General features: G+C 72.8%; 9 protein-coding genes. 4 read left to right on the forward strand and 5 right to left on the reverse strand.

What is annotated here, in order from left to right; genetic code table 11:
• Positions 1–210 precede the first annotated feature (210 nt).
• Entirely contained in the window at positions 211–1,149 is a 939-nt protein-coding gene (sigJ, locus tag CCN42_RS18120) for an RNA polymerase sigma factor SigJ (protein ID WP_086737007.1), read from the reverse strand.
• 158 nt (positions 1,150–1,307) lie between these two features.
• On the opposite strand from sigJ, the gene CCN42_RS18125 reads away from it, so the two are divergent.
• Positions 1,308–1,844 (forward strand): YceI family protein, encoded by a 537-nt coding sequence (locus CCN42_RS18125; RefSeq protein WP_086737009.1) that lies wholly within the window; start codon positions 1,308–1,310, stop codon positions 1,842–1,844.
• Positions 1,845–1,865: 21 nt separating this feature from the next.
• Here CCN42_RS18125 and CCN42_RS45650 read toward each other — a convergent pair whose 3' ends face one another.
• Complete coding sequence (locus tag CCN42_RS45650; RefSeq protein ID WP_281259503.1) at positions 1,866–2,000, reverse strand: hypothetical protein; 135 nt, start codon at positions 1,998–2,000, stop codon at positions 1,866–1,868.
• Positions 2,001–2,346: 346 nt separating this feature from the next.
• On the reverse strand, positions 2,347–2,946 hold the full coding sequence (locus CCN42_RS18135) for an MBL fold metallo-hydrolase (protein ID WP_086737013.1): 600 nt from the start codon (positions 2,944–2,946) through the stop codon (positions 2,347–2,349).
• Between the two features lie 141 nt (positions 2,947–3,087).
• On the opposite strand from CCN42_RS18135, the gene CCN42_RS18140 reads away from it, so the two are divergent.
• The gene (locus tag CCN42_RS18140; RefSeq protein WP_211294734.1) at positions 3,088–3,885 is read left to right on the forward strand and encodes a GNAT family N-acetyltransferase; all 798 of its coding nucleotides are present in this window, start codon (positions 3,088–3,090) and stop codon (positions 3,883–3,885) included.
• Between the two features lie 35 nt (positions 3,886–3,920).
• Here CCN42_RS18140 and CCN42_RS18145 read toward each other — a convergent pair whose 3' ends face one another.
• Positions 3,921–5,987 carry a SpoIIE family protein phosphatase gene (locus tag CCN42_RS18145; RefSeq protein ID WP_086737017.1) on the reverse strand — a complete coding sequence of 689 codons (2,067 nt, stop codon included), beginning with the start codon at positions 5,985–5,987 and terminating at the stop codon, positions 3,921–3,923.
• Between the two features lie 266 nt (positions 5,988–6,253).
• On the opposite strand from CCN42_RS18145, the gene CCN42_RS18150 reads away from it, so the two are divergent.
• On the forward strand, positions 6,254–8,716 hold the full coding sequence (locus tag CCN42_RS18150) for a SpoIIE family protein phosphatase (protein WP_086737019.1): 2,463 nt from the start codon (positions 6,254–6,256) through the stop codon (positions 8,714–8,716).
• A gap of 230 nt (positions 8,717–8,946) precedes the next feature.
• On the opposite strand, the gene CCN42_RS18155 is transcribed toward CCN42_RS18150, so the two are convergent.
• Complete coding sequence (locus CCN42_RS18155; RefSeq protein ID WP_086737021.1) at positions 8,947–11,223, reverse strand: catalase; 2,277 nt, start codon at positions 11,221–11,223, stop codon at positions 8,947–8,949.
• Positions 11,224–11,831: 608 nt separating this feature from the next.
• On the opposite strand from CCN42_RS18155, the gene CCN42_RS18160 reads away from it, so the two are divergent.
• Entirely contained in the window at positions 11,832–12,242 is a 411-nt protein-coding gene (locus CCN42_RS18160) for a VOC family protein (protein WP_086737023.1), read from the forward strand.
• Positions 12,243–12,375 lie beyond the last annotated feature (133 nt).

Raw genomic sequence — 12,375 nt, forward strand, 5'->3', positions numbered from 1 at the left:
GCGGCTGAGTCTCCCCGGCCGTCGAAGCGTGAACGTATCTCGTCGTCGTCCATCCTGACCCGCCCTCGCTGGATCGCCGTCGCCCCGCCCGAGCACGGGGATGCCGAGGCTACCGGACTCGCGCTCCCGGAAAGCGGCCGCCGGCCGGCCCGCCACCCGATCTCCCCGGCCCCGGCCCGGGGATTCCACGGCACCGCCGGCCGGGGAGACTCAGCCGCTGGCCCAGGCCCGCAGCTTGTCCGGGTTGCGCACCCCCCAGATCCGGCTGATCCGGTCGCCTTCGACGTCGAACGCCATCACCGCCACCGTGACTCCGCCCAGCTGAAGGACCAGACCGGGCTGTCCGTTGACACTGCGCTCCAGGAGGCACAGGCCGGGTGCCCGCTCGGCGAGGTCGACGACGTACCGCGCGACCTCGTCCCGGCCCGCGACGGGACGGGCCATGGCCTCCACCCGGCCGCCGCCGTCGCCGATCGCCGTGGCGCCGGGATCGAGCAGCCCGATGAGGGCGGGCAGGTCCTTCGCCTCCCACGCCTCCTTGAACTCCCGGATGATCCCGGCGCGCCGGGCCGCCGGCGTCACCGTACGGCGCGACGCGCGCAGGCGGCGGCGGGCCGAGGAGGCGAGCTGGCGGCAGGCGGCCTGGGAACGGCCGACGATCTCGGCCACCTCCGCGAAGGGACAGCGGAAGACGTCGTGCAGGACGAACGCGACCCGCTCGGCCGGGGTCATCGACTCCAGCACGACGAGGAATGCCATGTTGACCGATTCGTCGAGGGTGACGCGGTCGGCCGGGTCGGCCGGGCCGCCCCCGTCCGGCCGCCCGGCGAGCCACTCCGTACGGTCGGGCAGCGGCTCGGGGATCCAGGCGCCCACATAGCTCTCCCGCCGCGCCCGCGCCGAGCCGAGCAGATCGAGACAGATCCGGCCGGCGACCCGGGTGAGCCAGGCGCCGGGGGAGACGATGGCCTCCTGCTGCTCCCGCGACAGGGTGTACCAGCGGACGTACGTCTCCTGGACCACGTCCTCCGCGTCGGCCAGCGAGCCGAGCAGCCGGTAGGCGAGATTGATCAGCCTGCGCCGCTCGCTCATGATCGCGCCCAGGCTCGGATCGGTCCGGTCGGCGGCCGGTTCGGATCGGGTGGTCATGGTGTCGATGGCTCCCTGGGTCGGATCTGTCCTCACGCAGTGACGACGACACAGCGCTCCCGAATGTGAGGCCGGCTCCCCGCATCTCTTCCCAGCCTCACATTCCGAGGGGGTGTCGCGTCATACCGCTGAGACCGACGCGACAAGGAGCGACCGCCATGACCACCACGACCGATCTCGGTGAACTGACCGGAGACTACGTCCTCGACACCGCTCGCACACGGATCGGCTTCGGCGCCCGGGCCGCGCTGGTGACCACGGTGCGCGGGCGGTTCGAGGAGTTCGAGGGGAGCGCGCGGCTGGACGGTGACGACCCGGCGGCCTCCGCCGTCCGCCTCACCGTCCGGGCGGACAGCCTGCGGACCGGCAACCGGAAACGGGACGGCCACCTGCGCGGCGGCGACTTCCTGGACGTCGGCAGTCACCCCGTCATCACCTTCACCTCGACCGGGGTCACCCCGGCCGGCGGGTCCCGCTTCACGGTCACCGGCGACCTGACCGTCCACGGCGTGACCAGGCCGGTCCGCGTGGACGTCCGGCTGACCGACGCCCGGGCCGAACCGCGGGGCGGCTTCCGGGCCGGCTTCCGCGCAACGGCGACCGTGCACCGCAAGGACTGGGGCGTCGGCCCGCGCGGCGCCCTGATCGGTGACAAGGTGACGCTGGAGTTCGACGTCGTCGCACTCCGGCACTGACCGCCCCGGCATCCGGAGGCGTCACGAGCGTGCCGGGCAGATCCGCTCCGGCAGCTCCGACGGCATGCTGCGGCGCTCGTCCCCGGTCAGGTCACGGCCGAGGACGTCGCACAGGTGGCGCCGCCACAGCGCCGGGTCGGGCCGGAACAGGTCCATCCCGCCGCCCTCCTCTCGCCGCGGCAGCGTCTTTCCGTCCGCTGAGATCGCGTAGAAGCCCTGGTCCGGCCCCCGCGGCCCACCCGGACCAGGGTCTCGTCCACTTCCCGGATCTGCACCTGGATCGCTTCGCCGCTGCCGTCGCCCAGGGGCACCTCGAGCGTCCGGACGGGCCGATCGCTCATCACAACCTCCGATGTCGGGAGCTGGAGATCGCAGGGAGGCCGCCCGAGGGCACTTCTGGGCATGCTTCACCCCTGCGGAGTGGCCCGGTTCGGGAGCGGGCCCGTCGATGTGCCGGCCGGTGCGGGCCGCTGCTCGGGCGGGCCCGCGCGGGTGGCGCCCGTCAGAACGATTCGCCGGGGGCCAGATAGCGGTAGCCGCTGTCGGTCTCCTGCGCGAGCCAGCCGTTGACGCTCGCGAGGCCGCGCTCGTTGATCTGGGCGTCGTGGATCGCGCACGCCCGTCGCGGTGCGACCGCCTTGACGAAGTCGATCACCTCCGCCGTCTTCACCCACGACCCGTGGACCGGCACCAGCAGCGTCTCGACCGGCTGCTCGGGGACGTGCAGGGAGTCTCCGGGATGGTAGACGGCGTCGTCCACGAGGTAGCCGAGGTTGGCGCAGTCCGGCCGGCCGCCGTAGATGAACGCGTGACGGCCGCCCATCGCGCGGACCCGGAACCCGGCGGCCTCGAACTCCGTGCCGGAGGACACCCGGATGACCTCGTCCAGCCGCGGTATGTCCGCCTCGGCGGGGGCGTAGACCGGCACGCCCAGCCCGGCGAGCCGCAGGACGTCGAGGTGATCGGCGTGCTCATGGGTCACCAGGACGGCGTCGGCGCCGTCCAGGGCGTCCGGCTCGCTCCATGTCCCGGGGTCGACGACCAGTACCCGGCCGTCCTGTTCGAGCCGCACACACGCGTGGGTGTATTTCGTGATCCGCATGGCGTCGCAACGTACCTCATCGGCAGCGGAGTTGGGGCGGTGACTCGCACGGCGCGGTCCGGGCGAAGGTGAACTTCCGAGCGGCCCGGATCGTTGGGTCGGCGACGGGCATTCCGGGAAGCGACACTCAGGGGAGTCATGGTGACCGATCTCGCGGACTCGATCGAATCGATGGAGCAACTCGCCACGGTATGGCGGGCCATGGTGCTCGACCGTGACGCCGACGCGGACGTACGGGACCTTCCCGGCATCGCCGTTCGCTGGGCCGACAGCCGCTTCGCGTTCTGGAACTGCGTCACGCTGACCGACGTGGGGGCGGACCCGGTGCTCGCGGAGCGGCGGCTGACGCAGGCCGCGGACATCATGCGTGCGAAGCGGCAGCCGGGTTTTCTGTGGGTCTTCGAGGACCTCCTCGACAGCGAGGCCCGCGCCGGACTGACGGCCGCGGCCGAACGCGCCGGGCTCGCCTACGCCTTCCCCGGCACCGGCATGGCCGGGGACATGCTCCCCCTGCCCGAACCGGCCCACCCCGACCTCACCTTCGTCCGCGTACGCACCGACGAGCACTTGTGTGCCTACGCGGACCTCAACTCGCGCGCCTACGGCTTCCCCCTGGAACACGGCCGCGACGGTCTCGTCGGATCGACGCTGTGGAAGAACGACGTGCACGCCTACCTGGGGATGCGCGGCGACGAACCGGTGACCTGCGCGGCCACCGTCGAGGCGGAGGGCCGGCTCTTCGTCGCGCTCGTCGCCACGGATCCCCGTTGGGAACGCCGGGGCTACGGCGAGGCGGTGACCCGCAAGGCGCTCCACGAAGGCGCCCGGGCCACCGGGCTGACCCGCGCCACCCTGCACGCGACGGTCGCCGGAGCGCCCGTCTACCCGCGCATCGGCTTCCGGCCGAACTCGCCGCTGCGCTTCTTCGCCCTGCGCTGACCACCGCTCCCCGGTTTCCCCACCTCTCCGGCCCGCTACATCGCTCGCGCGACGAGCAGGGCGACGTCGTCGTGGTCGTCGGGGTGGCGCAGGCCGTACAGCAGCAGGTCGCAGGTCTCCTCCAGGGGCCGCTCGGGCTTGTCGAGGAACGTCAGAAGCGTGTTCAGCCGGTCGTCGATGGCGTGCTGCCGGGTCTCGACGAGGCCGTCGGTGTAGAGCACGAGCAGGTCCCCGGGGTCCAGCTCGACCGTGGTGGTCTCGAACGTGACGCCGCCGACGCCGAGCGGGGCTCCCGTGGGCAGCTCGAGGAGCGAGGGGGCACGGCCGGGCCGGGCCAGCGCGGGCGGCAGGTGTCCCGCGTTGGCTATGCAGCACTGCCGCGTGTGGGGGTCGAACACGGCGTAGATGCACGTGACGATGTAGTGCTCCAGATCGCAGGTGATCTTGTCAAGGTGCTGGAGCACCTCGCCCGGGTCCAGGTCCAGATCGGCGTACGCGCAGGTCGCGGTGCGCAGCCGGCCCATCGTGGCGGCGGCGTCGATGCCGTTGCCCATGACGTCGCCGACGACCAGCGCGGTCCTGTCGCCGTTCAGCGGTATGACGTCGTACCAGTCGCCGCCCACCTCGCTGGTGGCCTGCGCGGGCTGGTAGCGGGAGGCGACATCCAGACCGGTGTGGTGCGGGGGGTGGTCGGGCAGCAGACTGCGCTGGAGGGTCAGGGCGGTGTTGCGCACGCTCTGGAACCAGCGCGCGTTGTCGATGGCCACCGCCGCCCGGCTGGCCAGCTCACTGGCCAGGATGACATCGTCCTCGTCGAACGGGGCCGGGTTGCGGGTGCGCTTGAGGTCGAGGGCGCCCAGCACCTCGCCGTGGGCGATCAGCGGCACCGCCAGGTACGAGTGGACTCCCGCGCGCGCCAGCAGCGCGGACGCGTCCGCGTCGCGGGCGATGCGCGGCAGGTCCCGTTCGCCGACGTGCCGCACCAGGATCGGCCGACCGGTGTGCACACAGAGGGTGACCAGCCGGTCGCCCTCGTAGGAGGCGAGGTCGCCGGGCGGATCGGCGGCGTTCAGCGCCACCGTGGGGTGGGCCGCTTTGAGGGCGAGGGCGCGGAACAGCTCCGGACCGTTGTCCGGGGCGCGCATACGGCGGCAGGCCAGGGCCGAGTCGAGGACGTCGACGGCGACCACGTCGGCCAGTTCCGGGCTGGCGATCTCGGCCAGCTCATGGGCCGTCCGCTCCACCTCCAGCGTGGTGCCGACCCGGGTGGAGGCGTCCGCGATCAGGGCGAGGCGGCGCCGGGCCCGGTCGGCCTCGGCCGCGGCCCGGTGCCGCTCCGTGACGTCGACGACCGAGGTGGCCGCGCCCAGCACCCGGCCGCCGGGATCCTCCAGGCGGTAGAACGACAGTGACCAGGCCCGCTCGTGCTCGGGGTCGGACCGGGGCCGGCCCACGTGGTACTGGTCGAGCAGCGGAGTGCCCGTGGTGAGCACCTGACGCAGCGCGGACTCCACGGTGTCGACGTCGGGGAAGGGCAGGGTCTCCCTCAGATGGCGGCCGATGTGGTCCTCGGCCGGGATGCCGTCGATCCGCTCGAGCGCCGGGTTGACCAGCAGATAGCGCAGGTCGGGGTCGAGGAGGGCGAGACCGATCGGGGACTGGTTGATCAGCCGCTCGCACAGCGCCAGGTCGGTCTCGACGCGTTGCAGCAGGGTGTGGTCGGCGGCGAGCCCTAGGGCGTAGACGTCGCCGAGGTCGTCGAGCAGCCGCATGTTGCGGAACTCCATCAGGCGGGTGCTGCCGTCCTTGTGCCGCACGGGGAAGGCGCCGGCCCAGCTGCGGCCCGTCTCCAGGACCTCCGCGAACAGCTTGACGACCGCCTGCAGATGCTCGGGATGGATGATCAGCCGTGCCGCGGGGGTGCCGAGGGCCTCCTCCGCGGAGTAGCCGAAGAGCTCCTCGGCCTGCGGGGTCCAGAAGACGATGCGCCCGTCCGTGTCGAGGACCAGAGCGGCCACGCTGAGCACGTCCAGCAGGCTCGTCTGCCCCTGCGGGCCGGGACCGAAGAGGGCACCGTCGGACGAGAACGATTGGGCTGTCATCCCTGAGCCTCCTCTGCCGGCCGGCAGGGCGTACCGGGCCGGCCTCCGCCGGCAGCCGCGCTGCTGCTGACCGTCGGCCCTTCCATGCTCCCTCCGGCCCGGCGCCTTGCCCAGTCACAGCGCGCACGCCGGTGCCGGCGGTGGCGCTGACCTGCGGTGACGGGCACAGTCCGGCACATCCGTACGCGGCCCGCAGGTAAGGGCCCGGAGCCATGCACATCGGGCGGACAAAAGGGAACATAGTCGTTGTAAAGGATGGTGGACTCATGGATTCCACGCGCAGGGGCTCCGACCCGCCCACGTCCGACGCATCGCGTGATTTCTTCGACGCGTCCACCGACGCGGCGGCGGTGGTGTCCGCCGACGGCGCCGTGATCGGCTGGACCCGCGGCGCCGAGGAACTCCTCGGCCACCGGGCCGCCGACGTCGTCGGTGGCTCCGCGGCGCGACTGGTGGCCATGCCCGCCGACCCGATGCGGGTCGCCGGGCTCGTCGAACGGTGCCGCGCCGGAATGGGATGGAACGGTCTGGTCACCCTGCGACACCGCGACGGACGCCGGCTCGACGTCGACCTGAGGGTCTCCGCGTCCTTCCGCATCGGCGACCGCGAGTGCTTTCTGCTCTCGGCGCGCGGGCAGCGGCAGCCGTGGGCCGTGGGCCGGTCCGTCCTCGACGGATTCCTGGTCCGCTCGCCGGTCGGCATGGCGGTGCTGGACCTCGATCTGCGGTACGTGTGGCTGAACGACACCCTCGAACGCTTCGGCGGTGTCCCCCGTGAGCAGCGGCTGGGACGCCGGCTGAGCGAGCTGCTGCCCGGCCTGCAGGCCGAGACCATCGAAGGACTGATGCGCAAGGTCCTGGAGACCGGCGTCCCCGTCACCGACTACGAGTACGTCGGCTGGAGCTGGGCCGACCCGCACCGTCAGCACGCCTACTCCACCTCCTTCTTCCCGCTGGTGGCCGCGGACGACTCCATCACCGGCGTCTGTTACATGGTGCTGGACGTCACCGAACGCTGGACCGCCCGCCGGCTCCTGTCCCTGGTCAACGAAGCGGGAACGAGCATCGGCCGGACCCTGGACGTGATGCGCACGGCACAGGAACTCGCCGACTTCGCCGTGCCCCGCTTCGCGGACTTCGTCGCCGTCGACCTGCTGGAGAGCGTCCTCAGCTCGGCCGGGCACGGGACCTGGCTCACCGACGCGGGCCCGGCGGCCGCGCGGCCGGTGATGCGCCGCGCCGGCCTGGGGTCCGTGCGGGAGGGCTGCCCGGAGGCCGTGGCGAGGATCGGCGACCGGGTGGAGTTCCTGCCCCCGCCGAACGACATCGAGATGCTGATCAAGGGCGAACCGATGCTCGTCCCGGTCCTCGATCCCTCCGACGCGCTGTGGGCCGCCGCACACCCCGAGCGGGTGGCCCACATCCGCGAGTTCGGTCTGCACTCGCTCATCGCCGTGCCGATGCTCGCCCGCAACACCGTCCTCGGGGTCGCCACGTTCATACGGTCGCTCAACCCCACCGCCTTCCAGCCCGACGACGTCCTGCTGGCCCGGGAACTGGTCGCGCGAGCGGCCCTGTGCGTCGACAACGCCCGCCGCTACACCCGGGAGCACACGGCGGCGGTCACTCTGCAACGCAGCCTGCTGCCCCAGGCGCTGACCGGCGGCGAGGCCCTGGAGGTGGCCTCCCACTATCTGCCGGCGGACCCGGTCGGCGGGGTCGGCGGCGACTGGTTCGACGTGATCCCGCTGTCCGGCGCCCGGGTGGGCCTCGTCGTCGGTGACGTGGTCGGCCACGGCATCGGGGCGGCGGCGGCCATGGGCCGACTGCGCACCGCGGTGCAGACCCTGGCCGACATGGAGCTGCCGCCCGACGAGCTGCTGGCCCATCTCGACGACCTCGTGCTCCGGCTGAGCGACGAGCGGACGGGGGACGAGGCCGCCGCCCAGAGCGCCGCCGCCTTCCTGGGGGCGACCTGCCTGTACGCCGTGTACGACCCCGTCACCCGGCGTTGCTCCATGGCCCGAGCCGGACACCCGCCCCCGGTCGTGGTCACCCCGGACGGGCAGGTCTCCTTCCCCGAACTCCCCGCCGGGCCGCCGCTCGGGCTGGGCGGGATCGCGTTCGAGGCCGGTGAGATCGAGCTGCCCGCCAACAGCCTGCTCGGTCTGTACACCGACGGCCTCATCGAAGGGCCCGACGGCGACCTCGAGGCCGGGATGGCCCGGCTCGCGGACCTCCTCGCCCGGCAGGGCCAGGACCTGGACGGACTGTGCCGCTCCGCGGTGCAGCGGCTGATGCCCCTGCCGCAACGCGACGACATCGCCCTCCTGCTGGCGCGCACCCGCGTCCTGGATGCCGAACAGGTCGTCTCGTGGGACGTGCCCGCGGACCCGGCCGCCGTCAGCGAGGCGCGGGCCCGCGCGGCGCGCCAGGTGGCGGCCTGGGGCTTCGAGGAGCTGGCGATGACGACGGAACTCATCGTCAGCGAACTGGTCACCAACGCCATCCGCTACGCCGAAGCCCCGGTCCGCCTGCGCCTCCTCCGCGACTCCCTGCTGACCTGCGAGGTCGCCGACGGCAGCAGCACCGCCCCGCGCCTGAGGCACCCCCGCAGCACGGACGAGGGCGGCCGGGGCCTGTTCCTGGTGGCCCAGCTCACCCACCGCTGGGGCGCCCGGTACACCCCCGACGGCAAGATCATCTGGGCGGAGCAGGAGTTTCCGTGAACCCACGGCCGGCGGCCCGAGTCCGCGTCCGTGGCCGGGCCCGCGCGCGGGGCTGCGCCGCAGTGCCGGGCCCGCGCGCGGGCGCAGCCGTGGGGCTCGCCGCTCGTGCGGCACAGGACGGGCGCGGCGCCCGGCAATCCGCCGGACACCGCGCCGCGCCCTCTCGCCGGTCAGACCGGTACCCGTCGTACGGGCACCTGTGAGACCGCCACCTCTCGGACCGCCGCCTGTCAGACCGGCGTGGCGAACCGCTCCCACACGCGGTGCTTCCCCAGCAGGCGGACGATCTCGTCCAGCGCAGCGGTGGGGGAGTCGGTGAGGACCACGCCGGGGGCGTCCACGGGTACGCCGGCCGCCTCCAGAGCGACCTTGCCGCCCGCCCAGGCGCCGATGGCCTTGCCGTGCCGGAACGCCTCGGTCAGCAGCAGCCGGACCCGCGGGTCGCAGGTCGTCGGCTCCACGGAGGACGGCGTGGACTTGGCGTCCCGGGCGGTGTAGGCGTCGCTGCCCACACCGGGGATCCCGGCCAGCAGGAGGGCGTCGAACTCGACCGACCGCGCGGTGACATACGTGCGCTGCACGGTCACCCCGCCGTCGCCGGACCCGAGCGTGCCGCCGGCCGGCGCCACGACCAGCGGGACCATGCCCGCGTTCAGCACCGCCTCACGCACCGCGCGGACGCTCTCCAGGTCGCCGTCCGCGCCGGTGACGATGCCGACGATCCGCCCGTCGGCCGGCCAGGTCCGGCCCACCTGGGACAGCGCCGGGCTCGGCTCGACCTCGGCGAGCGGCACGGTCGGCGCCGGAGCGGGCAGCCCCAGCCCTTGGGCGACCTGCTCGCACAGCTCCGGGTCGATGTTGGCGAGCACCTGCAACTGCCGTTCCTTGATGGCCTGTTCGTAGCACTTGCCGAGTTCGAAGACATACGCGCCGATGATGTGCTCGCGTTCCACCGGGGTCATGCTCAGCCAGAACCGGCGGGGCTGGCTGAAGTGGTCCGCGAAGGACTCCGGGGCCTCGCGCACCTTCGTCGACTCCGGGACGCGCACCGGTGTCTCGACGTACGCCCCCATGTCCGCGCCCGCCGTGAACGGGCAGCCCCCGTCGAGCGAGTTCGGCCGGTACGGGGCGGCGCCCCGGTGGACCGCCGTCTGGTGCATGCCGTCGCGCTGCATGTCGTTGACCGGCGCGTGCGACCGGTTGATGGGCAGCTGCGGGAAGTTGGGGCCGCCGAGCCGGGTGATCTGCGTGTCGAGGTAGGAGAACAGGCGGCCCGCCAGCAGCGGGTCGTCGGTGATGTCGATGCCCGGGACCAGATGGCCGACGTGGAACGCGACCTGCTCGGTCTCGGCGAAGAAGTTCGACGGGTTGCGGTTCAGGGTGAGCAGCCCGATCGGCTGCACCGGCGCCAGTTCCTCGGGGACGATGTTGGTCGGATCCAGCAGGTCGATGCCCTCGAAGGTCTGCTCCGGGGTGTCGGGGAAGGTCTGGATGCCCAGCTCCCACTGCGGGTACGCGCCCGCCTCGATGGCGTCGGCGAGGTCCCGGCGGTGGAAGTCGGGGTCCACCCCGCTCGTGATCTGCGCCTCCTCCCACACCTGGGAGTGCACACCGAGCTTCGGCTTCCAGTGGAACTTCACCAGCGTCGTCCCGCCCTCGGCGTTCACCAGCCGGAAGGTGTGGACGCCGAAGCCCTCCATCATCCGGTACGAGCGCGGGATGCCCCGGTCGGACATGTTCCACAGCGTGTGGTGGGCGGCCTCGGTGTGCAGGCTGACGAAGTCCCAGAAGGTGTCGTGAGCGCTCTGCGCCTGCGGGATCTCCCGGTCCGGGTGCGGTTTGCCGGCGTGGATGACGTCCGGGAACTTGATCGCGTCCTGGATGAAGAAGACCGGGATGTTGTTGCCGACCAGGTCGAAGACGCCCTCGCTGGTGTAGAACTTGGTCGCGAAGCCGCGGGTGTCGCGCACGGTGTCCGCCGACCCGCGGGAGCCCAGGACCGTGGAGAAGCGCACGAACACCGGCGTCTCCACGTCCTTGGCGAGGAACGCGGCCTTGGTCACTGAGGCCGCCGTGCCGTAGCCCTGGAAGATCCCGTGCGCCGCCGCGCCCCGGGCGTGCACCACTCGCTCCGGAATGCGCTCGTGGTCGAAGTGCATGATCTTCTCGCGCAGATGGTGGTCCTGCAGGAGCACCGGCCCGCGCGGCCCCGCCTTGAGCGAGTGGTCGGTGTCATGGAGCCGCGTGCCCTGAGCGGTCGTCAGATAGGCGCCGGACTGAGCCATCCGGGCCTGGTCCGCGCCGGTCGGCTGCCCGGTCGGCGACACGGTCTCCGGGCCGCTCTGGTCCGGCTTGGGCGGCAGCGGCTCCCTCGGCTCGGTGGGTTCGGCGACCGACGGCGACTCGGCACCCGGCTTGCCGGGGATCCCCTCCGCCGGTCCGCCGTCGCCCTGCAAGCTGTCGGCGACCTTGTGGGCGACCCGCTTCAGGGGGTTGGCCTCGCTCATACGTCCTGCTCCTTGGGCTCATGTCGTTGCGTACCGCCCCAGGGGGCGCGGATAGCGGGTACCCCCGTCCGAGCGGCTCACTTCAGTGCCGTGGCCGGGTGCAGGGGGATCAGGACACCGCCGGTGCGTGACGGGCGCACGAGGGCCGGCGGGACGGCTTCGCCCCGTCGGCCGGTCGGACGACCGTCTCGCCGTCGTGCGCACCGCCCTCACAGCGCTGGGAGACGCCGTTCGGTGCCGTGCCGGCCACGGAGATGACGAGCACCCACGGCCCGCGACGCGGTCGCTCGCGGCGACGTCGACCGGCGCCAGGGGCGGCCCCCCGCCGGCCGTGGCGGAGAAAGCCCTGTGTCGGCCTGCGCGGGAGCGGCCCACAGCTGGGCTGTGGCCGGCACCGCGGCCGGCGCCCATGACGACTTCCTCATGGCGGAACTCCCTCTCGCCCGTGCCCCTGTCCCTCCAGCGTCACCGCCCGGGGCCCGGACCGCGACCGGACGTGCCCAGCCGGGCGACCCGCGAGCGGGTGCGGGCGGCTGCGGCCCGCGGCGCGGACGTCCGGTCAGGAACGGAGAAGCGCCGGGCAGGGCCGCACCCCTAGCCTGATCTTCATGGACATCACCATTCACACGACCTCCCTCCCGCACGACGACCCGGACGCGTCCCTGGCCTTCTACCGCGACGCCCTCGGCTTCGAGGTCCGCAGCGACGTCGGACAGGGCAAGATGCGCTGGATCACGGTCGGTCCCCCCGGCCGGCCCGACACCTCCATCCTGCTGGCGCCGCCGGCCGCCGACCCCGGGATCACCGAGGCCGAGCGCCGCACCATCGTCGAGATGATGGCCAAGGGAACCTACGGCTGGATCCTGCTGGCCACCCCGGACCTCGACGGCACCTTCGAGAAGGTGCAGGCCCATGACGTCGAGGTCGTCCAGGAACCGACCGAGCAGCCGTACGGCATCCGCGACTGCGCGTTCCGTGATCCCGCGGGCAACCTGGTCCGCATCCAGGAGCTCCGCTGAGCCGCCGGTGCTCCGGACCACGCCGAAGCCGCTCCCCAGCCCACACAGAGGAGTTCCCCCATGTGCCACCCCTCGTGGGGCCGCGCACGCGCCGCGGCGCAGTCGTGCGAGGTCGGTGAGACGCTGCGCCGCG

The sequence above is a fragment of the Streptomyces glaucescens genome (assembly GCF_002154375.1).
Classification (GTDB): domain Bacteria; phylum Actinomycetota; class Actinomycetes; order Streptomycetales; family Streptomycetaceae; genus Streptomyces; species Streptomyces glaucescens.